We start from the raw sequence: 22,384 nt of genomic DNA, 5'->3' as shown, positions 1-22,384 counted from the left end.
GCGCTACGCGGTCAGCAGCGCGCAGTCCGCGCTCGCGCCGAGGCGCGTGAAGAAGCTCGAGCGGACCCAGTCGATGGCGACGGGCACCGCGGCGACCGCGCCGGCGAAGCGGGCGGCCGACGAGGCGTCGCCGAACAGGCCGCTGCGCCAGGCGCGCGCGGGCCGGACGGAGACGTCGACGGTCTCCTCGCCCGCGAAGGAGGCGTAGACCTGGCTCGGCTTCTCCTCGGCCACGAGCGGCCCGGACTCGCTGTTGAGCAGGTACGCGCCGGACTCGACGGCGATCCGGTACTCGACGGTGTCGCCGCGCACGAGCAGGCCGCCGACGGCGTGGCCGTTGACGATCCGCGGCCGGAACTGGGCAGGAAGGAGCGCCGCGGCGACCTTCGGGTCGACGCGGTAGTTGACGATGATCTGCATCAGGAGGGCTTGCTTTCCCGGGGAGAAGGGTTCAGGACGGTGCGCGCGCCGAGCACGGGGCCGATCACGGCGAGCACCCACAGCCAGGAGAGGCCCCACGGGTCCATCACGCTTTCACCGGCGCCGATCACGACGGCGAGCGAGAGCAGCGGATAGAGCAGCAGGACCAGCGACTTCTTGGCGATGCCCGCGCTGCGGGCGCCCATGACGACGCCGAGCCACGCGGCACCGGCGACGATCAGGCCGCCGTTGTCGTTGACGATCGCGCGTTCGGCGATGATCAGCGCCCAGGCGATGGCGAGCAGGCCCCAGACGCGCATGGGCGCCTTGGCGCCACGCCAGACGGTGAGGACGGCCGCGAGCACGGTCGCCACGACCAGCAGGAAGAACACGCTGCCGCTGAGGGCGACGGCCAGCAGCCACGCGATCCCGGCGACGGCCCCGGCGAGGACACCCCCGCGCAGGGCCGCGTTGACGGTCTGCGCCGCACGTTCCTTGCGGCTGGGCTTGGGCCCGATGTCAAGGTCGGCGAGGGCGGCGGAGCTCATGTCTCAAAGCTACCGCCCCCTTGCGCGATTGCCATTGGGGACAGCCCCAGACTTCAGGCAGGGACAGCCACCTTCTCGTCCTCGCGCACGAACCGGTTCTGCTCGGCGGTGACCTCGAGATCCATCGGGTCACTGAGATCCGGCTCGCGCGGCGGGAGCTTGAGCAGCGAGTACGCGAGGCACACCACACCCGCGAGCGCGTAGCCGAGCGCGAGCCGCGGGTTCGAGAACACGTCGACCTCCTCGGAGTGGATGAGCCCGATCAGCGTGAGGACCGCACCGACGCCGCACGCCGCCGCCGCGTGGATGAAGCGCCGGTCGATCACGAACACCGCGATCGTGCCGAGCACCATGCCGACCAGCACCGAGCCGGCGCCGATCGTCGCCAGCCCGCCATAGAGCACGCCGCCCGCGGCCAGCGCCTCGTCGCCCACCTCCTGCACGCTCGTGCCCGCGGCCAGCAGCGCGTCGTGGACCATCCCGGAGCCCCACTGCGCCAGCGACGGGATCGCGGCCAGCACGACCGCCGCGTAGTGCGCCTTGGGCACCGCGACGAACGCCTGCGAGCCGATGACGAGGCCGATGAAGAGCAGGATCGGCACGATCGCGGGGATCGGCAGCAGCGCGGCGAGCAGCGGGAACAGCCCGAACGCGCACAGCAGGAAGATCAGCACGCCACTCGCGAGCGAGTAGGAGATGCGCCCGCCGGCGGCCTTCCAGCCCGGGTGGCCGATGTAGACGGCGGGCGGGAACGGCGAGCCGAGCGCGGCGCCCACGACGGCGCCCGTGCCGTCGGCGAGCAGCACGTGGCGCAGGTTGTAGTTGTCGCCCGCGGCGGCGGCCGACTCCACGTTGCTCATCGCCTCGGTGAAGTTGTAGATGCCGAGCGGGATCGCGGTCGCGAGCAGCGGCGAGATGCCCTCGAGGCCGTCCAGCAGCAGGTCGACGTTCAGCGACGGGACGCCGAGCGCGATCGCCTTGACCGAGTCGGTGACCGCGGCGGGCTCCATGTACCCGCCGATCCAGCCGATCGCGGAGCCGACGAGCAGCGCCGCCAACCCGATCGGGAAGTTCTTCGGCAGCCGCACGCCCGCGATGAAGCCGGCGATGATGATCATGAACACGGGCAGCGCGATCCACAGCGCGCCCCACATCTGGGCGCCCGGCCGCATCGAGATGAACGCGAGCGAGATGCCCGCGAGCGTGCCGAGCATGGCGGCGCGCGGCGTCAGGTGCCGGATCGCGGGCCCGACGAACGCGCCGATGAGGATGATCACGCCGATGATGAAGGCCCACGCGAGGCCGGCGGTCCACGCCGCGATCGCGTTCTGGGTGGCCAGGTAGGTCGGCAGCATGATCACCAGCGTCACGATGAACATGTGCGGGACGCTCGGGCCGTAGGGCAGCGCCGTCACGTCCGTGCGCTGCTCCTTCATCGCCAGCCGGCGGGCGAGGTAGAAGTAGAAGAGGTTGCCCACCAGCAGCTCGATGCCGAGCGCGGGCAGCACGACGCGGTAGACGTCATCGGGCGCCATGTTGACCACGCCGATGCACAGGCCCGCCAGCACCAGCACGTTGACGAGCATGTTGATGCCGAGCCCGAAGAAGGCGTTGAGGTCGCCTCGGGTCCAGAACGGGAGGGTCATGCGCGAGCTCCGATCGGCAAGGCGGCAAGCAGGTCAGCGGACGAGCCCACCCAGCCGAAGATGCCGCCCTGGGCGGAGATCATCCGCAGCGCGACCTCGTGGAACTCGGGGAAGTAGGAGCCGCAGCAGTCCTCGAGCACGAGGCACTCGAAGCCGCGGTCGTTGGCCTCGCGCACGGTCGTGTGCACGCAGACCTCGGTGGTGACGCCGGTGACGATCAGCGACGTGATGCCGCGGTTGCGCAGCATCAGCTCGAGGTCGGTGGCGTAGAACGACCCCTTCCCCGGCTTGTCGAGCACGATCTCCCCGGGCGCGGGGGCGAGCTCGTCGACGAAGTCGTGCCCGTACTCGCCGCGGATCAGGATCCGCCCCTTGGGCGAATCCGTGCCGATGAACTCGCCGCGCGCGAACTTCGCCGGCGGGCAGTCGGCCATGTCCGGCCGGTGCCCCTCGCGCGTGTGGATGACCGTCATCCCGAGGTCGCGGGCGGCGGCCAGCACGCGTTGCAGCGGCTCGACCGCGGCCTGAAGCAGCGACACGTCGTTGCCGAGCATCGACCCGAAGCCGCCGGGCTCCAGGAAGTCCCGTTGCATGTCGATCACGACGAGCGCCGTGGTCCCGGGAGCGAACTCGAATGGTCCTGGCAGTGCCTGCGCCGCAACCGTCATGCGCCTTCCCCTTCTTTCGTGAGGGCGGTCGCGAGCGCGATCAGCAGCGCCTCCCCACCGGGACCGGCCACCAGCTGCAGGCCGACGGGCAACCCGTCGGTGCGGCACGGCACGGAGATCGCCGGGAACCCGACGAAGCTCCACAGGATCGCGTTGCGCGACAGGATCGTGAGGTACTCGTCGGCCTGCTCGACCGGCGGCGCCAGGACGGGCGACGTCGGCGTGGCGAGTACGTGGTGCTCACGGAACACCGCGAGCATCTCCTCCCTCAGCGCGGCGCGGTAACGCTGCGCGTCGATGTAGTCCGTGGCGGGCACGCCGTCCGCGGCGTCCAGCTGGTCACGGACCTCCGCCCAGTACAGCGAGCGGTCCAGCCCGGCGGCGCGGTGGAACGTCGCGGCCTCGCAGCGCGAGACGAGCAACCCCATCGCGTTGGCGCCGCCGAAGTCGGCGGCGGTGGGACGATCGGTCTCGCGGACGGACGCCACGAGGCCTTGAAGCTTCTCGATCTGGCGGGCGATCGCCGCGTCCACGGCGGTCTCGGCCCCTTCCCAGGCGGCGGTCGCCAGCCCGACGCGCAGGTGCTCGGTCCGCGAGCCCGCGGCCGGGGCGATCGCGGGCGCCTCGGGCCGCAGCGCGTCGAGCGCGAGCGCGGCGTCCTCGGCCGCGGGAGCCATCACCGCGACGTGGTCCATCGTCCAGCTCAGCGGCACGACGCCCCGCGTGGATACGGTGCCGTACGTCGGCTTCAGGCCGACCACGCCGCACAGCGCGGCGGGCACGCGGATCGACGCGCGCGTGTCGGTGCCGAGCGAGACGAGCCCCATCCCGGTCGCGACCGCGATCGCGCTGCCGCCGCTGGACCCGCCCGGGATGCGCGTGGGGTCGTGCGGGTTGCGCGCCTGTGGGCTCGTGACGCCGAGCGCGAACTCGTGCGTGCTCGTCTTGCCCAGGACCACCGCGCCCGCCGCGCGCCACAGGTCCACCGCGGCGGCATCGACCTCCGGCATCTGATGAAAGGCGTCGGAGCCGCAGCGCGTCGGCATCCCGGCGACGTGGATGACGTCCTTGACGGAGACCGGGATGCCGTGGAGCGGCCCGCGGGGCGGCTCGGCGTCGCGCGCTCGTGCCTCCGCGAGCGCCCGCTCGGCGTCCACGTGGACGAACGCCGTCCACTCGTCCTGCGCGATCCGTTCGAGCGCCGCTTCGACCCGCTCCACGCTGGAGCGGCCGGTCCCGATCCTCGGCGTCCCGCCCAGCCCGGGCAGCGGCGCGGTGGGCGGGCCGAAGACGTCGTAGGCCGGCCGCTTCTCGGGCGGGTCGGTCATCTGCGCGGCCAGCCGCTCCCGGGCGGCGGCGAAGGCGTTGGTCGCGACACTGCTCACGGGCGGTCCTCCTCGAACATGCGCGCGAGGAGCTCGCCCACCCGGCGCTCGACGACTTCGGCACTGCGTTCGATGTGCACGCGCATCAGCGCCGCGGCGGCGTCCGTCCGGCCCGCCCGCAGCGCGTCCAGGATTTCCAGGTGCTCCCCGACGGTCGTCACGATCCGGTCCACGGTCGTGAAGTCGTGGATGCGGATCACGCGGATGCGCTCGTTGATGTCGCGCAGGTAGCGCTCCGTCGCGCTGTTGCCCGACGCGTGGGCAAGGCCCTCGTGGAACGCCTCGTCGGCGTACACGAAGTCCGGCGACTCGTCGCGCTCGGCGCGCAGTTCCAGCCACTCCTCGTAGAGCGCGTCCACCTTGTCGCGCTCCGCCGTGCGCACCGCGAGGTCCTCGAGCACGGTCCGCACGGCGTACAGCTCGCGCATCGCGCTCACCCGCGGCGCGTTCGGCCGCACGCCGCCGGTGCGGTCGCGTACGACGTGGCCGTCGCCCTCGAGCCGGCGCAGCGCCTCCCGCACGGGCGTGCGGCTCGTCTCGTAGCGCTCGGCGAGCTGCTCCTCGACGAGCCGCTGCCCGTACGGGAACTCGCCCGCGAGCAGCGCGGCCCGCAGCGCGCGGTGCACGGACTCAGCGCGCGTCAAGCGCGGCCACCGCGAGGTCGAAGGCCTGCAGCGGCGGGTGCGTGATGCCGCCGCCGATCTGCCCGATGCCGGGCCGCTTGTGGGCAATCCCGGTGTGCACGGGCGGTGAGATGCGGGTCGCGGCGACCTTGCGCGCGTCGACGCCGAGGATCGCCGCGCGGCCGTCGGGGAAGCGGATCTCGGGGGACTCGCCGGCCGCGATCGCCCGCAGTCCGGTGTCGATCTCGTCGATCACCTTCGGGTCCAGACCGACCGAAGGGGCCGAGAGCGGCGAAGCGGCGACGGCCAGCGCACCCAACCCGTACGTCTCGACGATCGCCGAGTCGCCGAGGTCCGGGTTCATGTCGGCGGGTGAATACCCGTCGAAGAGCTTCGCCGGGGCGGGCAGCGCGGCGGGGCCGACGAACCAGCGGTCGCCGAGGCCCGAGACGCGGATGCCGACCTCGACGCCGTTGCGGGCGATCGCGGTGAGGACCGGCGAGCCCGACACGTCCGCGGCGCAGTCGAGCGCGAGCTTGGCGAAGACCATCGCCAGGTTCAGGAAGAACTGGCCGTTGCCGGCGATGAACGCCCGCACCTCGGGGTGCTCGATGCCGAGCGCCTCGAGCGTCAGCGCGGTGCCGGCCTCCGTGCGGTGGTGGGCCTCGTCCCCGAGCGCAAGCGAGCGCACATGAAGGTCGAAGAGGTCGAGCGGCGCGCGGTCGAGCGCCGTTCGCAGCTCCGGCGCGAGCACGTCCCTCATCCAGACGAGGCGCTCCAGCACCTCGGGGCCGTCCGCGCCGTAGCGCAGCACCGCGCCCGAGCCCTCGTTGAGCGGGCACCACGCGACCTTGCCCGTGGCGTCGTCGCGCGCCACCCACACCGGCATGCTCGGGTTCACGACGCCGGCCATCGGCCCCACGCCGCCCGCGTCGTGGTTCGTGCTGAGCGGGACCTGGCCGTCCTCCACGAGCTTGATCGCGGCCGCCGGCGTCTCCGCGACGCCTTCCAGCCACAGCGCGCTGCCCAGCGCGGCGCGCATCGGCGCGCACATGCGCTCGGGCTCGATCGGCGGTCCGGCGTGCGTCACACCGCCCGCGGCGTGGTGGGCGGAGACCTCAGAGGCCGGCACGACGTCGACCACCAGCGGCCGCGCCGCGGCCAGCCGAGCCACCGCATCCGACTCTGTATGCAGCGCTGCGTTCATGGGCCGCGAAGCTACGGGCGCCGCGCGGCCGTGGACACGGACCGCCGGTCACAAGCGCTCGGGCGAGCGCTGGACCGGCGGTCCGGGAGCGCTAGGACTTGAGGAAGTCGAGCAGCGCGGTGTTCACGTCATCCGCATGCGTCCACAGCAGGCCGTGCGGGGCGCCTTCGAGCTCGACGTACTTCGCGTCCGGCACGAGCTTGGCGAACCGGCGCCCGGTGGCGTCGATCGGCAGGATGCGGTCGCCGCTGCCGTGCAGGATCAGCGTCGGCTTGCCCGCCTCGCGGACGGCCTCCACGTCGCCGCGGAAGTCCTCCAGCCAGGCCGGGACGACGGCGTAGGCCGCCACCGGCGCGCTGCGCGTGGCGGTGTTCCAGTTCGCGCGCACGACTTCCTCGGAGATGCGGCTGCCGAGCGTCTCGTCGAGGTTGTAGAAGTCGTTGTAGAACTGTGTGAACCACGCGTAGCGGTCGTTCTTCGCGGCCGCCGCAATCCCGTCGAAGACGTCCTGCGGCACGCCCTCGGCGTTGTCGTCGGTCTGCAGCAAGAACGGCTCCAGCGAAGCCAGGAACGCGAGCTTCGCGACGCGCTCGCCGCCGTAGTTGGCGACGTAGCGCGCCAGCTCCCCGGTACCCATCGAGAAGCCGACGAGGATCACGTCGCGCAGGTCGAGCTGCGTGAGCAGCGCGTCCAGGTCCGCGGCGAACGTGTCGTACTCGTAGCCGCCCGCCACCTTCGACGAGCCGCCGAACCCGCGCCGGTCGTAGGTGATCACGCGGTAGCCGGCGTCCAGCAGCACCACGCGCTGCTTCTCCCAGCTGTCCCCGTCGAGCGGGTAGCCGTGGATCAGGACGACGGGCTGGCCTTCGCCCTGATCCTCGTAGTTGAGGACGACGTCAGTGGAGTTCTGCGTGCCGACGGTGATGCTGGCCATGATCGTGCGCTCCGTTCACAAGTCGTTGCTTAGGCAACTAGTGTGACAGGTCTGGTCCGGGGGCGTCGGCTCAATACACCTTGTCCACCGCGTAGACCGCCTGGTCGTACGTGAAGCCGGACCCGTACTCGGAAGTGAGCTGCTCGATCAGTGCCTGCCGGGACATCGGCATCGTCTCGAGATAGCTCTCCGCGGCCTCGACGGCTTCCCGCTTCCAGTCCGCTTTCACGTGATCGACCGCATATTGCGCTTCGGCCGCCGTGAAGCCGGCGCCGTACTCGGACGTCAACTGCTCGTACAGGCCCTGCTTGGAGAACGGCATCGTCTCCAGGTAGCTCTCCGCCGACTCCAGCGCTCTCCGCATCGCGCGGCGCCGTGCCTTCTCCCGGCGGGCTGCCGCCTTCTCGGCGGTCGAGAGCTTGCGGGTGATGACGGCCGTCTCCGTGGCCTTCACGAATCCCTTGCGAGTCGCGACGACGCGGAACGAGTTCTCGCCGCGCTTGGACAGGGTGATCGGCGCCGTCCACTTGCCGCGGCGGACCTTGACCGACTTCCCCTTGATGCGCACGCGGGCGTTGGCCGGATCGACCGTGCCCCTGAGCGTCACGTTGTCACGGCGAGCGCTGGAGGGACCCGTCACCGAGATGCTGACCTGCGGCTTGGGCGTCGGTGTCGGTTCGGCACTTGCGACGGATTCGGGCTCCGGGGTGGCCGTGGCGGCCGACACGGCGGCAGCGCCCTGCGGCTCGCCGGTCTGCTCGTCCTCTCCGAAGACGGCTCCGAGGATCCCCAGACAGACCAGGCCGGCGAGCCCCCACTTCAGCAACGCCTTCATCGCTCGCCGTCCTTGACGGCGGACAGCAGGATCTCGGTGTCCTCGGGCACGCACTTGCCGGCCTTCGGGCGCTGCTTGACCGTGGTCCAGTTACGGTCGAGCATCAGCATCCGGCCCTGCCCGGTCGCGTCGCGTTCGTCGAGGTAGTAGAGGCCGGCCGCCTGCATCGTGTCCTGAGCGAGCTGGTGGTCCTTGCCCACGACGTTCGGGACCCGGATGCAGTCGCCGTCGCCCGAGGCCTGCGCTTCGGCCGGTTCCTCCTCGATCACCTCGTCCGTGACCTCCTCCGCAGCGGCGTCGGTCTCGGTGTCCACGGAGGTGCCGGCCTCCGCCGAGGAAGTAGCGGCCTGGCTCTCGGCCGCGTCGACGCGTGCCTCAAGCTCCGCGATCCTCTCACGGTCTGCGGACGACTCGCCGCAGCCCGCGAGCCCACCGATGGCCAGCGCGACAGCGCAGGCCCTGAAACGAATTCCCATCCCTGGTCTCCTCACCGGGTGTTGCCAATCCGGAGGAGCCTAGTTCAACGAACAGGGATTACATATCGCTCAGGTGATCGAACATATGTCGACTATCCCAGCTGCAGCAGGCGTCGGTTCTCCGGCGTGTCGGGCAGCGTCTTGAACTCGAGGATCTCCTCGCGGTAGGTGTGGTCGAACGGCTCGCCCTTGACGTCCTTGCCCCACGAGTGGTCGGTGAAGCGCAGGGGCGCGTACGTGTCCTTGTCGACCCACAGCGTCATCTCGATCCTCGGCCAGTGCGGCGGACCCGACTTCTCGTTCCAGCGCAGCACGTACGCGTCGTCGGTCTCCTCCAGGCCCACGTTGCGCGCGCGGTCGAGCAGTCCCTGCACGCGGAAGATCTCCGTCGGCACCATCTGCATCTCCGGGTGCTCGGTGACCTTGCCGGCGGGGTCGCGGCGCGTCGTGCCCTCGCCCTGGCGGTAGACCTCCTCGTTGCCGCCGTCCTCGAGCCAGCGCATGGCGGTTCCGCCCTGCACCCACACCTGCCGTGACTGCGTCCCGGTCGGCGGGGCGTCCGTCGGCCCCCACTGCGCCTTCGAGCGGGCGTAGAGGATGCCGCCGCCGTCGACCTCGACCGCGTTCACGGCGTGCTCGAGGACCTCGGTGGCCTGCGGGGCGGAGGTGGGGAGGACGACCAGCGCGGCGACCACCGCGCCGACGGCGGGCAGCGTGAGCCAGCGCTTGCGGCGCCGGCGCGGCGGAAGCGACAGCGCGTCGAAGTTCGCGCGGCCGGCGAACTCGTCCTCGGAGGCGGGGTTCGCGGCGCGAACGCGGTCAAGCACGGGGTCCATGGTCAGATCGCCTCCGGGACGAGGTCGGGTTCGAGTTGGTCGGCGAGCTTCTTGCGCGCCCGGGAGAGGCGGACGGCGAAGGTGGCGGTGCTGCAGCCGGCGGCGCGGGCGGCGTCGGCGCTCGACAGCCCTTCCCAGGCGACGAGCCGGATCGCTTCACGCTCGCGTTCGCTCAGCCGCGCGAAGGCGTCGGCCAGGCCGCGGTCGGAGCCGAAACGCTCCGCGGGATCGCCCGTCGCGGGGTCGGGCGCGAACGCGCCGCGGCGTGCCGCCTTCCGGCGATGGTTGGCGAGCACCTTGCCCGCCACGGCGTACAGCCACGGCAGCGGGTGCTCGAGCCGCCGCGGCAGCTTGCGCCACGCGACGACGAAGGTCTCGGCCGCGAGATCCTCGACCTCGTCCCGCGGCGCCCGGCGCGCGAAGTACGCGCAGACGGCGGCGTGGTGGGTCTCGTAGATCACGCGGAACGCGTGCGGATCGTTCACACCCCCTGTCTGTCGCGAGCGCGCCACGCCTTACATGATCGAGAGCTTCCCCTGCTTGTGGTCGCCGAACGCAGCCAGCGCGTCGGGGACCTCGCCGAAGTTGAACGCCTCGCAGATCGGGACGCGGATCGAGTGCGCGTCGATCACCTCCGCCAGCCGGGCCATCGACCCGGACGCGGCGCGGATGCCGGGCGCAGGCGTGACGAAGTCGATCACGTGGTCGGTCTCCGGGCGCTCGCCGCGCGGCACGACCGCGGACGCGCCCAGGCCCTTGAGGAACGCCTCGTCGATCGCCAGCCCCGGAGCGATCACCGTCGCGCCCGCCGCCGCGCACAGCTGGACGGCGAACGAGCCGGCGCCGCCGTTGGCGCCCAGGATCAGCACGCTCTCGCCCGCGCGCAGCCCGAGTGACTCGACGTAGACGAGCGCGAACAGCCCCGCGACCGGCGCGGCCCCGGCCTCGGCCATGCTGAGCGACTTCGGCTTGGGCGCGACGAAGTCGCCCGCGGAGATCCGCTCGGCCCACGCGCCGCCCCACACGAAGCCGAACACCTCGGCGCCGTCCTCGGTCACGCCCGCGAAGTCGTGCCCCAGGACCCCGTCGGTGAAGCGGTCGACGTTGTTGACCGACGTCGCCCGCACGGCGACCACGTTCCCGGTCGGCTCGGCGAGGTCATCGCGCAGCTGGGGCCCCGCGACCCAGCCTTTCATGCGTGCTGCGGGTCGCGCCCGCGCTCGCGCACCCACAGCCCGATGCGCCCGCGGAACAGGTCGAGGAACTGCTCCTGCTCGTGCGCGGGATAGGTCTCGCGCACGAGCCGCACGAGCAGCGCGTCGAAGTCGCTCGAGGCCACCCAGTCCAGCATCAGCTCGTCCACGTGCTTGAGCGCCGTCCCGCAGAACTCGGCGTACTCCTCGACCTGGAAGTACTCGTCGGCGAGCTTGCGGTACGCGGCGAGCTTCTCGCGATAGGAGAGGTCCTCGCGGTCGCCGATCTCGAAGTAGCGGCGCGTGTCCATGTCCACTACGCGCGACTCGCGCCCGGTCACCGTGCAGAAGATCGTCCACTTCAGCAGCGCGGAGATCGCCCACGGGAAGTAGTAGTGCAGCGAGGTGAGCGCGACGTCCGGGGAGGCGTTGGCGTAGTCGATCGGGTGCGCCTCGGTCCCGCGCACGAGCGTCTCGCACGAGTTGAACTCCCAGCGGAAGAACGCGTTGATCAGCCGCGAGATCGTGATGATCTCCTCGCCCGTCTCCGGCGCGAGGAAGTCGTGCGAGATCGCGTAGCGGTTGTGCATCGGCTGGTCGGGCTGGAAGTCCATGACCATCGTCTCGGCGCCGATGCTCAACGATCGCGCGAACTTGTCGAACCCCTCGATCGACTCCTGCAGGTGCATCAGCCGCTCGCCGGACTCGTCGTAGGCCTCCATCAGCTGCTCGTGCGACTTGATCCGCGTGACGCCGACCCACTGGCCACCGTCGTAGGGCTTCATGAACAGCGGATAGCCGATGTTCTGCGCGATCGCGCCGAGGTCGAACGGCCGGTTGTACTTGGCCGCCGTGTACTCGAAGCGCGTGTTCTCGGGTGGGTTCTTGTGCGGCACCAGCACCGTCTGCGGCACCTTGAGCCCGAGCCGGATCATCGCGCAGTAGGCCGCGTGCTTCTCCATCGCCTGGAACGTGAACGGCGAGTTGAGCAGGTACACGTCGTCCATCAGCGCGACCTTCTTCAGCCACTCGCGCGGGACGAAGTACCACCACGCGAGCCGGTCGACGACGAGGTCGTAGCGGGGCTTGTCGCGCAGGTCGAAAGGCTCGATCGTGATCCGCTCGGAGCGCAGGTGGTGCGTCGAGTCCCCGTGCTTGACCGGGCCGACGCGCTCGAGCAGCGTCTCGAAGGCGCGCGGCCAGTCCTCCTCGGTGCCGAGCAGCAGGCCGATCAGATGCGAAGACATCAGCAGAACCTCGGGAGGTGGTGGGCCAGTTGCGCGCGCCAGGAGTGCCAGTCGTGGGGCACGTCATGCCCCCACAGGTCGAGCTCGTGGCGGATTCCCTTCTCGGCGAGCAGGCCGGCCAGCCGCCGCGTGGAGTCCAGCGATCCGGTCGTGTCCTCCCACTGGCCTTGGCCGCAGATCAGCAGCAGGCTCAAGCGGGACCGCAGCCACTCGAGGTGGTCGCCGCCGAGGTGCCCGACGTAGTCGATCGGGTTGTTGAAGTACGTCTGCTCCCCGCGCTCGCCCCACGCGCTCCAGCTCGACGGGTCGTAGTTGCCGCTCATCGCGATCGCGAGCGGGAACAGGTCGGCGCGCTTGAAGGCGAAGTTGACCGCGTGGAAGGCGCCGAGGCTGGCCCCCGTGGTGACGATGTCCCCGCCCGTGTCGTGCTGGATGAACGGCACGACCTGCTCGAGGATCCAGGACTCGTAGCGGCCGTGCTCGCGCGCGCGCTCCTCCAAGGAGAGATTGCGGTTCGACCATGACCCGGAGTCGAAGGAGTCGACGCAGTAGAGCTTCACGCGCCCCCCGTCGATCAGCTCGCCGACCGCGCCGAGCATCCCGTTGTCGCGCCAGTCGTAGGCCTTGCCGCCCTCGGACGGGAACACCAGCACCGCCCGCCCGTAGTGCCCGAACACCGCGACCGTGCCGGCCGTGCCGATCGCGGGCGAGTACAGCTCGTGGTGGGCGTGGTTCATCGCGGGGTCCAGGCGCGCTTGAGCAGTTCGGTCAGGTGCGGGTCGAAGGCGTCACGCCAGCCGACGTAGTTGTGCATATCCGGGACCTCGACGAGAGACACCTCGTATCCCTGCTCCTCGAGCGCGCGGGCCATCGCGCGGTTGTTGTCCGCGTTCTCCTCGGCCGCGCCGACCGTGAGCGTCACGGGCACGGGGAACGCGTACTCGCCGCCGCGGCCCGTGTCGCGGACGAAGCGGGTGATGCGCGTATAGCGGGAGAAGCCGCTCTCATGGCGGTCATAGCGCGGCATGAAGTAGGAGCCGGACTGCAGGAACAGGCCGGCGAACGCGCGTGGGAAGCGGCGCTGGGCGGCCAGCATCGCGAGCGCGCCGAGGCTCGCGCCCATGCCCACCGGCGCGCCGATCAGGCCGAAGGCGCCGCGCAGCTGGGGCAGGATGTCGCCGTCGAGCACGCGGCTGTAAACCGCGCTCGCCGAGTACCAGTTGTCGCGGTCACCCGGCTGCAGCAGCGCGACCCGGAACGGCGGGAGCGTCCCTTTGGCCTGCATCACGCCCGCGTAGTGGGTGAGGCGGGAGAGCTGGTCGTACTCCGGGCCGTCGTTGGCCAGCAGCAGCCGCGCGGGCGTGCCCGGCGGGTACTCCTCGGGCGACCACACGCGCACCGCGACGTTCGAGCCCAGCCCGCGCCCACGGACCTCCGCGTCGTCGTAGCGCCCGGGGGCCGGCTCGGCCTCCAGCCACGCGGGCGCCTCGTAGCCGGCCCGCTCGAGCACGGACTTGTCGCCGAACGCGCCCGGTGCGCGCTTCTCGGTCCCCGGGTCGAGGATGTGCTCGGTCCCGCCGCCGGCGTGGTCGACCTCGAGCTTGTACTCGAGCCGCTGCACGTCCGCCAGCTCGACGTCGAGCACCCAGGCCTCGCCGTCGCGCGTGAACGTCCGCTGCTCGTCCGTCAGGTGCAGGTCGCTGGAGAGCCGCACCGCGGAGTACGCGCCGTCCGGATCCTCGAGTCGCAGCACCTCCCCCATGGCGCGGAAACCCTACCCCCCGCCAGGGGGTGGCACCCGTCACCCTCCGGCGGCGGGCGACCGAAACCCTGGGTGAGCACCTCCTCCCGTCTCCCGCCGCGCGGCGCGCACGTGTTCTGTGTGCGCGCCGCGCGGTCGGGTACTACACCGGCGTGAGCGACTCGACCATCTCGATCGTCGACGCCGACCCCGACCTCGCCGAGCAGCTCGACGACGCCGGGCTCGAACGCGCGCGCCACCAGGCACTCACCCGCGTGCAGCGCCTCTCGCCCGGCGAGTGGAACGTCGCGGACGCGCTCGAGCCGGACGTTCACCACCGCGGGTTCTTGATCGTGGAAGGCCTGCTGTCGCGCGAGGTTGACGTGCTCGGGCGCCACTGCATCGAGCTGATCGGGCCGTGCGACGTGATGCGGCCGTGGAGCTGGGACGACGCCGGCTCACACGTGCACGCCGAGGTCGGTTGGGAGGTGCTCGAGCCGACCAAGCTCGCCGTGCTCGACCACGCCCTCGTCACCCGCATCAACCCGTGGCCGCAGCTCGGCGTCGAGCTCTTCAACCGCGGCACGCGGCGCGCGCACCACCTGGCGGTCGCGCTCGCGATCGCGCACCACAACCGGGTCGAGGACCGGCTGCTGCTCACGCTCTGGCACCTCGCGGAGCGTTGGGGGAAGGTCACACCCGACGGGATCCTCGTGCCGCTGCCGCTCTCCCACGAGCGACTGGCGAGCATCGTCGGCGCCCACCGACCGTCGGTGACGACGGCGATGGGCGCGCTGAGCAAGGCGGGCAAGGTCAGCCGCCGCGAGGACGGCAACTGGCTGCTGCACGGCGAGCCGCCCGAGAAGCTGCGCCACCACAAGCTGGCGGCGGCGCTCTCCTAGAGCGTGAGCGCCTTGACGAGCGTCTCGTTGACCGTGTAGTACAGGCGCTCGCCGAACCAGTGGGAGTTGCGGGAGATGGCCAGGTTCGTCACCTGCGTGCCGTCCGGCTCGAGCGCGCGGTCGCCCTTGCCGTCGACGATCCGCGACCGCTGCCAGCACGTGTACGCGATCCCGCCATTGCGGAAGAACACGGCGTCGATGACACCGCCGAAGTCGCCGGCCGACACGCCGTCGCACGGCTTGGTGTTGAACACGGCCTTGGCCTTCTGGGCGTCCCAGGTGCCGGCGATGCGCGACTCGCTCGCGCCGCCCTCGAAGTGGCGGATCGCGCCGATATAGCGGCCGTCGACGATCTCGAAGCGGTCGCGTTCGATCGAGTCCAGGCCGGCGTCGCGCGCCTGGAAGAGCGTGAAGCGGCGCCCGGTGGACGTCCAGCAGCCGTAGATGCGCTCGCGGCGCGTGTCGGAGCGCTGCCGCTTCTCCTTGACGGCGACCACGCGCACGGAGCCGGACGCGGCGAGCAGCCTGCCGCCTTCGCGGGTGCAGCTCTTGGGCGCCGCCTGGGCGGCCGGGGCGAGCAGGGCGAACAGGGCGAGGGTCAAAACGGCGGGGCGGATCATGGATTGATCCTGGCCGCCGCCGGACGGCGTTCCCCTCACCCTGAGGTGGTGTCGGCCTCCACCTTGGCGATCAGCGCCTGCAGGCCGAGCTCGAAGCCGAGGTCGTCGATGTCGCCGCCCTCCGTCGCGTGCAGCGCGGCCGCGAGGTGCGGGAAGTCGTCCTCGTAGTCGGCGGCCGGGCGGTCGAAGCCGCCCTTGAAGGTCTCGATCGCCGAGCCCAGCACGAGGTAGTCGATCGCGGCCATCACCGTCGCGGCGTAGCGCGGCTCCCAGCCGAAGCGCGCGAAGCGGGCGAACATGTCGTCGTAGGCGCGCAGGGCGACGGTGTGGCGGACGGGCCGGCTGGCGATGATCGCGACCAGCTCGGGCCGCACGCTGAACGCGCGCCGGTAGGAGCGGGCGAACTCGACCAGCCCGACGCGCCAATCCTCGTGGTCGAGCGCCGACGGATCGACGGTCTCGTCGACGATCCCGTGCATCTCGTCGAGGAGGTCGTCGCGATTGGCGATGTGGTTGTAGAGCGAGGGTCCTTCGACGCCCAGCCGCTTGGCGAGCTTGCGCGTCGTCAGGTGCTCGATGCCCTCCTCCTCCACGAGGCGCAGCGCCTCCTCCGCGATGCCGCGGCGGCTGAGGATCGGCTTCGGGGGGCGAGCCACCTTGACAAAACTAGCAGCGTTAGTTCAGACTAGCGCCGCTAGTTTTCCCAAAGGAGCGACGATGGCAGCGATGACGACCGTGACTGAGCCGTTCGATGTGCCCAAGGAAGGGGATGCGCAACGCTTGAACGAGCTCGGCTACGAGCAGGAGCTCAAGCGTGGGATGGGCATCTTCGACTCCGTCGCGATGGGCTTCGCGACGATCTCGCCGGTCGTCGGGCTGTACGCCGTGGCGCTCATCGGCATGGTCGTGGCCGGCGCAGCGTGGGTGTGGGTGTTGCCCGTGGCGCTGGCTGGGCAGTGTCTGCTGATGAGCGTCTACGCCGAGCTGGCCGGCAAGTTCCCGCTCGCCAACGGCGCGTACCAGTGGAGCCGCCGGCTCGTCGGCCCGCGCTACGGCTGGTTCAACGGCTGGGTGGCGCTGTGCGCCTACGCGGTCGCGAACACGACGATCGCCTATCTGGGCGCGCCGTGGGCGTTGACGCTGCTCGGCATCACCGCGACGCCCGCCGCGATCGTGATCACCGGCGCGGTGCTCGTGCTCGTGTGCTCGGTGATCAACGCGTTCGGCGTGGACGCGCTCAAGGGCGCGCTGCGGCTGGGCGTCGGCGCGGAGGCGATCGCGTCGATCGGCGTCGGGCTCGCGCTGCTGCTGGTGTTCCGCGAGCAGGACTTCGCCGTCCTGTTCGACTCCTTCGGGACGGAGGCGCTGAGCGGCGGCTCGACGTTCGCCGCGCTGCTGGCCGCGCTGGCCGTCGGCGGCTGGGCGTTCATCGGCTTCGACGCGACGGTCGCGGCGGCGGAGGAGACCAAGGGCGCGGCCAAGCACGTCCCGCGTGCGGTCTGGATCGCGCTGCTGAGCGTCGGCGCGCTCGTGATCCTCAACGCGTTTGCGACCACGCTGGCGCACCCGAACCCGGCGGATGTGGCGGCGGGCAAGGACCTCGATCCGGTCTCCACGGCGGTCGTCGCCTCGTTCGGCGGCTGGGCGAGCAAGCCGTTCGCGGCCGTGGTGCTGCTGGCGTTCATCGCGTGCGGGATGGCGGCGCAGGGCGGCACAGCGCGCGGCATCTACTCGATGGCCCGCGACGGCGTGCTCCCCGGCTCGAAGCTCCTGCGCACGGTCGACCGCCGCCAGGCGCCGATCGGCGGCATCGTCGCGACCACGATCGTCGCGTGGGCGGGCCTGCTGCTCGGCCTGGAGGCGACCGCGATCGGCTCACTGATCACGTTCGGCACGGCCGCGATCTTCGTCGCCTTCCTGCTGATCGCGGTCGCGGCGCTGTACGCGCGCACGCAGGGCGTCTTGTCGCGACGCGGCATGCTGTTGAACGTGCTCGCCGTCGTCTGGCTCGCGTTCGAGACGATCAACATCGCCTGGCCGCGCGCTTCGCTGGCGCCGCTGGACGCGCCGTGGTACCAGGTGTGGGCGGCCCCGATGGTGGTCGCGGCGATCACGCTGGTCGGGCTGGTCTATCTCGTTGTGGCGCGGCCGGATGCCCGCTGATCTGGCGATCATCGAGGCCTGGGTCCGGACGCTGGATCCGGAGCGGCCGTTCACGCACGCGGTCGCGATGAAGGACGGCCTGATCGTCGCGCTCGGTGACGATGTGCGCGCGGCGTGCGACGCCAAGACCCACGTGATCGACGCGCGCGGCGCGGCGCTCGTCCCCGGGCTGGTGGACTCGCACCTGCACCCGTTCTGGGGCGCGGAGCTCGCGCGCGGCGTGGACCTGAGCGCGTGCAGGACGCCCGCGGACACGCTGACCGCGCTGCGGGCGGGCAAGCCGCAGCGCGGGTGGCTGTTCGGCTGGGGGCTCGACTACGACGCTGCGCCGACCCCGGCGCAGCTGGAGGACGCGCTCCCCGGGGTGGCGGTGTTCGTGCGCATGATGGACATGCACACCGCGCTGGCCACGCCGACCGCGCTGCGGTACGCGCAGGTCACCGGCACCGAGACGTTCTCCGACAACTCCGCGGTGGTCGTGGACGAGGACGGCGTGCCCACGGGCGAGCTGCGCGAGGGCGCCGCGCACGACTTGGTGCTGCGCGCGGCGCCGCGCCTGCGCTGGCCCGATCTGCGCGCGCGGCACGTCGAGAACCTGCGCCGGTTGAACGCGCTCGGGCTCACGGGCGCGCACGTGATGGACGGCGACCTCGCCACGCACGAGCTGCTGCGCGACCTCGAGGGGACGGGCGAGCTGTCCCTGCGGCTGCGCGTCCCGCACTGGATCCAGCCCGACATGTCCGACCGCCACATCGAGCTCCTGCTCGGCACGCGTGACGCGCGCGGCGAGCTGTGGACGGGAGGGGTGGCCAAGTTCTTCGCCGACGGCGTGATCGACGCCGGCACCGCGTGGCTGGAGGCGCCCGACACGCACGGCGAGGGCATCACGCCGTTCTGGCCCGACCCCGAGCGGATGGCGGACGTGATGAAGCGGTTTGCCGACGCCGGATTCCAGCTCGCCACGCACACGATCGGCGACGCCGCCGCGCGCTTCACGCTCGGCGCCTACCTCCGCGCGGGCGCAGCGCCCGGCGTCCGGCACCGGCTCGAGCACCTGGAAGCGATCCCGGACGACCTCGTGCAGTCGATCCCACGCGCGGGCGTGGTGGCGTCGATGCAGCCCGTGCACCTGGCCGCGCTGCGCGGCGACGGGTCCGGCAACTGGAACGAGCGGCTGGGGCCCGAGCGGGCCGCGCGCGCGTTCCGGATGCGCGACCTGCTCGACGCGGGCGCCGTGCTCACGCTCGGCTCGGACTGGCCCGTGGCCGACGCCGACCCGCGGCTCGGGCTGGCGGCCGCCCAGCTGCGGCGCGTGCCCTCCACCCCGGAGGCGCTGGCCGTGCGGCCGGACCAGGCGCTGACGGCGGAGGAGGCGCTGGCGGGCTACACGACCGTGCCGGCGCTCGTCGCGGGCGAGTCACTCGTGGCCGGGCGCATCCGCGAGGGGATGCGCGCCGACCTGACGGGGTTGGCGGTGGACCCCGTGGAGCTGCCGGCGGCCCAGCTCCCGGACAACCCGGTGTGGTTGACGGTGGTCGGTGGGCGCGTCGTGCATCAGACCGACGACAACCAGGCGTCGACCTCGTCCGGGGTGCGCAGCCGCACGACGTTGAGTCCCGCGTAGCGTCGCGGCCACTCGCGGCGGCGTGCGAAGTGGCTGCGGAGCGCGTACGGGACCAGCGCGTCGCGGCCGGCGAGCGCGGTGCGCCAGGACTCGCGGTTGTCGTTGAAGATCGGCTCTTCGTGGGCGATCCGACGGTAGGTGCGCCGGAGCAGGCGCGGCAGCCACACGCGCAGCGGCAGGTCCAGCCACACGATCGTGTCGGCGGCGCTGACCACCAGGTCACCGATCTTGTGCTCGTAGGCGCCGTCGATCACCCAGCCGGGCCGCGGGAGGATCGGCTCCAGCGCGGCGCGCAGGCCGTCGTCGGAGATCTCGGTCCAGTTCGGGCCGTGCACGATCGCGTCGAGCTCGACGAACGGCACGTCGAGGCGCGCCGCCAGCGCGCGCCCGAGCGTCGTCTTGCCGTTGCCGGACGCCGACGCGATGAGCGCGACGCGGCGCACTAGCGCAGCTTCACCGCCGTGCACCCGCGGTGGGGCGCCAGGCGCTCGGCCGGCTCACGCACGTCGGGCGCGTCGCCTTCGACCGTGAGCTCGAGCGTCTTGCCCTTCTTGCGCGCCCGCCAGAGCCCGACGACCGCACCGTCCTGCGTGATCACGCCCGCTCCGCCGATCGCCTTCCAGACCTGCTTGCGCCAGGCCGGATCGGGCACGAACGCCTCGCGGTCGCGGCGCTGCAGCTGCGGGTCGCCGGGGCCGAGCAGGCGGACCCCGTCGAGGCGCTCGCCGCCGCCCTTCGCGTCCGTCGACTCCCACAGGCGCTTGGCGTGCGGGCGGGCGAGCCCGGACCACTCCGCGAAGTCAGCGGCGCTGGAGTCGCCGTAGAGGTTGCGGTAGCGCTCGACGAGCTCAGCGCCCGCGTCCGCGGGCGCGTTCCACCTGATCAGCTGGTCCGTGCGGGCGAACTCCGGTTGGCGCCCGACTCGGCCAGAGATGCACAGCTTCCCGCGCAACCCGGCCATGATCAGCAGCCCGCGCCGCGCGTGGTGGCTCTGGCAGCCCTCGCACCACGGCAGCAGCGCCCCGGGCAGCCGCTGCCGCAGCTGCTCGTGCAGGTCGTCTCGGCTCAGCGCGCGCCCGTCGAGGGCGTCGCTGATCGCCTCCGTCGCGAGCTCGACGCCGCCTTGCTGCTCGCCGACCGCGTTCCTGACGAGCTGGCTGTACTCGGATTCGTCGGCGGGCAGCTGCGCGGTCGCGTACGCGGCCACCTCGTCCGCGGGCACGACCGCCGTCGCCGACCGCGCGTTGTAGAGCGCGACCACCGTCCGCTCCTCGTAGATCGCCCGGTCGAGCGCGCCGACCTCCACGTCCCCACGGGCCACGAGCGCCGTGATCGCCGCCCCGGGCGGCGAGTCCTGCACCGCCCACGTCCTCAACGTCTCCAGCACCCGCCCAACATAAAGGGGTCAGACCCCTTTAGGTGGAAACGCCTGCAAAACCGCCTATCCACTGCGACGTCGAAGCTAAAGGGGTCAGACCCGTTAATGTTGGTTTAGGTTCGGTCGAGGGCCCAGCGGAGCGACCAGCCGGCGATCAGGTCGGCGGGGAGGACGAAGCCGCCGTCCGGCGGGTCCCACTCGGCGACGAGGGCGTCGATGAGGTCGGGGCGGACGAGGTGGCCCGGGAAGGCGTCGCGGAGCATCGCCTCGGCCAGTTCACGTTCGGTGGCGGCGGTGAGCAGGATCTCGCTGCCGGCGTCGCTGAGGACGTGCAGCGTCCAGGCGCCCCCCGGGGAGGCGTTCGCGGCGTACAGACGGCCGGCGAGCTGGGTGGGCGGGCGAAGGGCGATGGTCGACATGCACCCAGCCTCCTCACCGACCGTCAGGTTTGTGTATGAGAAGCCTCAGCGTTGTCTGAGAGTGGCAACGCGCCAACTCGCTACAGCTCCGCTGCGGTCGTGCCGACACCGAGGAGTGACGAGCCGCCCACGAGGCGGCTCAACTCGTTGATGACCTCGTCCTCGAACTCGCGGTCCCGCGCGCGTCCGGACAAGCGCGCCGGGCGCCCGCGATGGTCGAGCACCGTGCCCGACGGCGCCTCGGCCTCGAGTAGGAGCCGCGCGAGCACCGAGCCTGAGCGTTCCGGCGTGGAGGCGAACGGCAGTCGCGTGATCAGCGGCGTCAGCAGGCCCGAGATCCGCCGAGCGGCGGCGGGGTACTCGCGTGCGAGGCCGCTCGCCGGCATCAGCCCCGGGTCGATCGCGCAGACGTTCGAGTCCGGCCGCGTTCGCGCCAACGCGAGCGTCAGCGCGGTCACGAGCAGCTTGGAGCCCGCGTACCGGGTGCGACCCGCGCCGGAGCCGGTGACGTGACTCTCCCCGCGCGCCATCGCGGCCACGCTGCCCTCCGGCGGCGCGGGGAGCCCGGTGCGCTGGGCCGCTTGGGCATCGCGTGCTACGCCGAAGCGGTCGACCGCTGGCTGAGCGACCCGGCCGTCCCGCTCCCGGAGCACATGCGCGCGTGCTTCTCCGAGTTGCGCGCCGAGCTCAGCTGATGTGCAGGGCCACGCGGTCCTTGCGGCCGCCGCCCGTGAGGCGCTCGACGCCCATGATCACGCGGTACTCGGCGCCGTAGGCGTCCTTGAAGGCCTGTTCGAGCCGCTGGTCGTAGACGCCGACGCGGGCCGTCCCCTCGACCACCGGCGCGTCGTCGTCGACGCCGCCGAAGCGGCCGCACGGACGCAGCGTGACCCGCGGGTCGCGCCGCACACGCTTGACCTTGCCGCTGTCGTGGGGGGTCATGACGACCACGCCGTCGCCGTCCGGGTCGGCGATCACCCAGACGGGCGTGGAGACGCCCTCTCCGGAGCGGCGGAAGGTCGTCAGGGAGACGAAGGGCTCGTCGGCGAGCTGGCGCGGTGAGGACTGGATCGTCACATCGGTCCCTACGGCCGGCGCGCGAAACTCGATGACATGACTTCCACTGAGACACGGGTCGGCGTCGGCGTCGTCGTCCGCCGCCCGGACGGCCACGTCCTCGTCGGGCGCCGGCTCGCAGAGCAGGGGCGCCCCCTCGCGATCCCGGGTGGCAAGCTCGATCCGGGCGAGACGGTCGAGGCGTGCGCGCGGCGCGAGCTCGCCGAGGAGACGGGGATCATCGCCGGGGCCGCGCGCACCTACGCCGCCGTGCTCGACCACGGCTGGCTGGTCGCCGGCGTGCTGGTGGACGTCACCGACCCCGAGCCACGCGTGCTCGAGCCGGACAAGTTCGGCGAATTTCGGTGGATCGACCCGCTGAGCCCGCCCGAGCCGCTGTTCCCGCTCACGGCCGGACTTCTGTCCGCGCTCACATAACGTTCACAAACTCGCCGGCGCCGCC

At 71.8% G+C, this 22,384-nt stretch carries 27 protein-coding genes; 4 read left to right on the top strand and 23 right to left on the bottom strand.

Annotated features, from left to right (window positions below; translation table 11 throughout):
* Nucleotides 1–3: 3 nt before the first annotated feature.
* The 16 genes from OJ962_RS00415 to OJ962_RS00340 form a co-directional block, all read right to left on the bottom strand.
* The gene (locus OJ962_RS00415; protein ID WP_202954770.1) at nucleotides 4–420 is read right to left on the bottom strand and encodes a hypothetical protein; all 417 of its coding nucleotides are present in this window, start codon (nucleotides 418–420) and stop codon (nucleotides 4–6) included.
* Nucleotides 420–968, bottom strand: coding sequence for a hypothetical protein (locus OJ962_RS00410; RefSeq protein WP_202954771.1), 549 nt, complete (start codon nucleotides 966–968; stop codon nucleotides 420–422). The genes OJ962_RS00415 and OJ962_RS00410 overlap by 1 nt, the downstream gene beginning before the upstream one ends.
* Nucleotides 969–1,021: 53 nt before the next feature.
* Complete coding sequence (locus tag OJ962_RS00405; RefSeq protein ID WP_202954772.1) at nucleotides 1,022–2,614, bottom strand: hypothetical protein; 1,593 nt, start codon at nucleotides 2,612–2,614, stop codon at nucleotides 1,022–1,024.
* Nucleotides 2,611–3,282: a cysteine hydrolase family protein gene (locus OJ962_RS00400; protein WP_202954773.1), complete on the bottom strand. Its 672-nt coding sequence runs from the start codon at nucleotides 3,280–3,282 to the stop codon at nucleotides 2,611–2,613. Before OJ962_RS00400 ends, OJ962_RS00405 begins: the two co-directional genes overlap by 4 nt.
* Complete coding sequence (locus OJ962_RS00395) at nucleotides 3,279–4,667, bottom strand: amidase (RefSeq protein ID WP_202954774.1); 1,389 nt, start codon at nucleotides 4,665–4,667, stop codon at nucleotides 3,279–3,281. Before OJ962_RS00395 ends, OJ962_RS00400 begins: the two co-directional genes overlap by 4 nt.
* On the bottom strand, nucleotides 4,664–5,311 hold the full coding sequence (locus OJ962_RS00390; RefSeq protein WP_202954775.1) for a GntR family transcriptional regulator: 648 nt from the start codon (nucleotides 5,309–5,311) through the stop codon (nucleotides 4,664–4,666). Before OJ962_RS00390 ends, OJ962_RS00395 begins: the two co-directional genes overlap by 4 nt.
* Nucleotides 5,298–6,497, bottom strand: a complete 1,200-nt coding sequence (locus tag OJ962_RS00385; protein ID WP_202954776.1) for a YlbE family protein — start codon at nucleotides 6,495–6,497, stop codon at nucleotides 5,298–5,300. The genes OJ962_RS00390 and OJ962_RS00385 overlap by 14 nt, the downstream gene beginning before the upstream one ends.
* A 91-nt stretch (nucleotides 6,498–6,588) precedes the next feature.
* On the bottom strand, nucleotides 6,589–7,431 hold the full coding sequence (locus OJ962_RS00380) for an alpha/beta fold hydrolase (RefSeq protein ID WP_202954777.1): 843 nt from the start codon (nucleotides 7,429–7,431) through the stop codon (nucleotides 6,589–6,591).
* A gap of 70 nt (nucleotides 7,432–7,501) precedes the next feature.
* Complete coding sequence (locus OJ962_RS00375; protein ID WP_202954778.1) at nucleotides 7,502–8,266, bottom strand: Ltp family lipoprotein; 765 nt, start codon at nucleotides 8,264–8,266, stop codon at nucleotides 7,502–7,504.
* Complete coding sequence (locus tag OJ962_RS00370) at nucleotides 8,263–8,742, bottom strand: PASTA domain-containing protein (protein ID WP_202955230.1); 480 nt, start codon at nucleotides 8,740–8,742, stop codon at nucleotides 8,263–8,265. The genes OJ962_RS00375 and OJ962_RS00370 overlap by 4 nt, the downstream gene beginning before the upstream one ends.
* 92 nt (nucleotides 8,743–8,834) lie before the next feature.
* Entirely contained in the window at nucleotides 8,835–9,569 is a 735-nt protein-coding gene (locus OJ962_RS00365; RefSeq protein ID WP_270006116.1) for a hypothetical protein, read from the bottom strand.
* An 11-nt stretch (nucleotides 9,570–9,580) separates the two neighbouring features.
* Nucleotides 9,581–10,063 (bottom strand): RNA polymerase sigma factor, encoded by a 483-nt coding sequence (locus OJ962_RS00360; RefSeq protein ID WP_270006115.1) that lies wholly within the window; start codon nucleotides 10,061–10,063, stop codon nucleotides 9,581–9,583.
* A gap of 30 nt (nucleotides 10,064–10,093) precedes the next feature.
* The gene (locus OJ962_RS00355) at nucleotides 10,094–10,774 is read right to left on the bottom strand and encodes an MDR/zinc-dependent alcohol dehydrogenase-like family protein (RefSeq protein WP_202954781.1); all 681 of its coding nucleotides are present in this window, start codon (nucleotides 10,772–10,774) and stop codon (nucleotides 10,094–10,096) included.
* Entirely contained in the window at nucleotides 10,771–12,018 is a 1,248-nt protein-coding gene (locus OJ962_RS00350) for an ATP-grasp domain-containing protein (protein ID WP_202954782.1), read from the bottom strand. The genes OJ962_RS00355 and OJ962_RS00350 overlap by 4 nt, the downstream gene beginning before the upstream one ends.
* Nucleotides 12,018–12,755: an esterase family protein gene (locus OJ962_RS00345; protein ID WP_202954783.1), complete on the bottom strand. Its 738-nt coding sequence runs from the start codon at nucleotides 12,753–12,755 to the stop codon at nucleotides 12,018–12,020. Before OJ962_RS00345 ends, OJ962_RS00350 begins: the two co-directional genes overlap by 1 nt.
* Nucleotides 12,752–13,780 (bottom strand): alpha/beta hydrolase, encoded by a 1,029-nt coding sequence (locus OJ962_RS00340; protein WP_202954784.1) that lies wholly within the window; start codon nucleotides 13,778–13,780, stop codon nucleotides 12,752–12,754. The genes OJ962_RS00345 and OJ962_RS00340 overlap by 4 nt, the downstream gene beginning before the upstream one ends.
* A gap of 152 nt (nucleotides 13,781–13,932) precedes the next feature.
* On the opposite strand from OJ962_RS00340, the gene OJ962_RS00335 reads away from it, so the two are divergent.
* Complete coding sequence (locus OJ962_RS00335; RefSeq protein ID WP_270006114.1) at nucleotides 13,933–14,661, top strand: Crp/Fnr family transcriptional regulator; 729 nt, start codon at nucleotides 13,933–13,935, stop codon at nucleotides 14,659–14,661.
* Here OJ962_RS00335 and OJ962_RS00330 read toward each other — a convergent pair.
* Nucleotides 14,658–15,281 carry a hypothetical protein gene (locus OJ962_RS00330; protein WP_202954786.1) on the bottom strand — a complete coding sequence of 208 codons (624 nt, stop codon included), beginning with the start codon at nucleotides 15,279–15,281 and terminating at the stop codon, nucleotides 14,658–14,660. The two genes, OJ962_RS00335 and OJ962_RS00330, sit on opposite strands and share 4 nt — an antisense overlap.
* A 35-nt stretch (nucleotides 15,282–15,316) precedes the next feature.
* A complete protein-coding gene (locus tag OJ962_RS00325) occupies nucleotides 15,317–15,937 on the bottom strand; it encodes a TetR/AcrR family transcriptional regulator C-terminal domain-containing protein (RefSeq protein WP_202954787.1) in 621 nt (206 codons plus the stop codon).
* A gap of 70 nt (nucleotides 15,938–16,007) precedes the next feature.
* Here OJ962_RS00325 and OJ962_RS00320 point away from each other — a divergent pair, with 70 nt between their 5' ends.
* Both OJ962_RS00320 and OJ962_RS00315 read left to right on the top strand, forming a co-directional pair.
* A complete protein-coding gene (locus OJ962_RS00320; RefSeq protein ID WP_202954788.1) occupies nucleotides 16,008–17,444 on the top strand; it encodes an APC family permease in 1,437 nt (478 codons plus the stop codon).
* Nucleotides 17,434–19,068 carry an amidohydrolase gene (locus tag OJ962_RS00315; protein WP_202954789.1) on the top strand — a complete coding sequence of 545 codons (1,635 nt, stop codon included), beginning with the start codon at nucleotides 17,434–17,436 and terminating at the stop codon, nucleotides 19,066–19,068. Before OJ962_RS00320 ends, OJ962_RS00315 begins: the two co-directional genes overlap by 11 nt.
* On the opposite strand, the gene OJ962_RS00310 is transcribed toward OJ962_RS00315, so the two are convergent.
* The 5 genes from OJ962_RS00310 to OJ962_RS00290 form a co-directional block, all read right to left on the bottom strand.
* Complete coding sequence (locus OJ962_RS00310; protein WP_202954790.1) at nucleotides 18,999–19,511, bottom strand: P-loop NTPase family protein; 513 nt, start codon at nucleotides 19,509–19,511, stop codon at nucleotides 18,999–19,001. The genes OJ962_RS00315 and OJ962_RS00310 overlap by 70 nt on opposite strands.
* Nucleotides 19,511–20,455 (bottom strand): DNA glycosylase AlkZ-like family protein, encoded by a 945-nt coding sequence (locus OJ962_RS00305; protein WP_202954791.1) that lies wholly within the window; start codon nucleotides 20,453–20,455, stop codon nucleotides 19,511–19,513. Before OJ962_RS00305 ends, OJ962_RS00310 begins: the two co-directional genes overlap by 1 nt.
* A 104-nt stretch (nucleotides 20,456–20,559) precedes the next feature.
* Nucleotides 20,560–20,865, bottom strand: coding sequence for a hypothetical protein (locus OJ962_RS00300; protein WP_202954792.1), 306 nt, complete (start codon nucleotides 20,863–20,865; stop codon nucleotides 20,560–20,562).
* A gap of 80 nt (nucleotides 20,866–20,945) precedes the next feature.
* Nucleotides 20,946–21,395 (bottom strand): Rossmann-fold NAD(P)-binding domain-containing protein, encoded by a 450-nt coding sequence (locus OJ962_RS00295; protein WP_202954793.1) that lies wholly within the window; start codon nucleotides 21,393–21,395, stop codon nucleotides 20,946–20,948.
* A gap of 157 nt (nucleotides 21,396–21,552) precedes the next feature.
* The gene (locus tag OJ962_RS00290; protein ID WP_202954795.1) at nucleotides 21,553–21,942 is read right to left on the bottom strand and encodes a PPOX class F420-dependent oxidoreductase; all 390 of its coding nucleotides are present in this window, start codon (nucleotides 21,940–21,942) and stop codon (nucleotides 21,553–21,555) included.
* A gap of 36 nt (nucleotides 21,943–21,978) precedes the next feature.
* Here OJ962_RS00290 and OJ962_RS00285 point away from each other — a divergent pair, with 36 nt between their 5' ends.
* Complete coding sequence (locus OJ962_RS00285; protein ID WP_202954796.1) at nucleotides 21,979–22,359, top strand: NUDIX domain-containing protein; 381 nt, start codon at nucleotides 21,979–21,981, stop codon at nucleotides 22,357–22,359.
* The last annotated feature ends 25 nt before the right edge of the window (nucleotides 22,360–22,384 follow it).

The organism is Solirubrobacter deserti (assembly GCF_027587175.1).
GTDB lineage: Bacteria > Actinomycetota > Thermoleophilia > Solirubrobacterales > Solirubrobacteraceae > Solirubrobacter > Solirubrobacter deserti.
The sequence above is the reverse complement of the archived record's forward strand: the minus strand, read 5'-3'. Positions and strand labels throughout refer to the sequence as shown.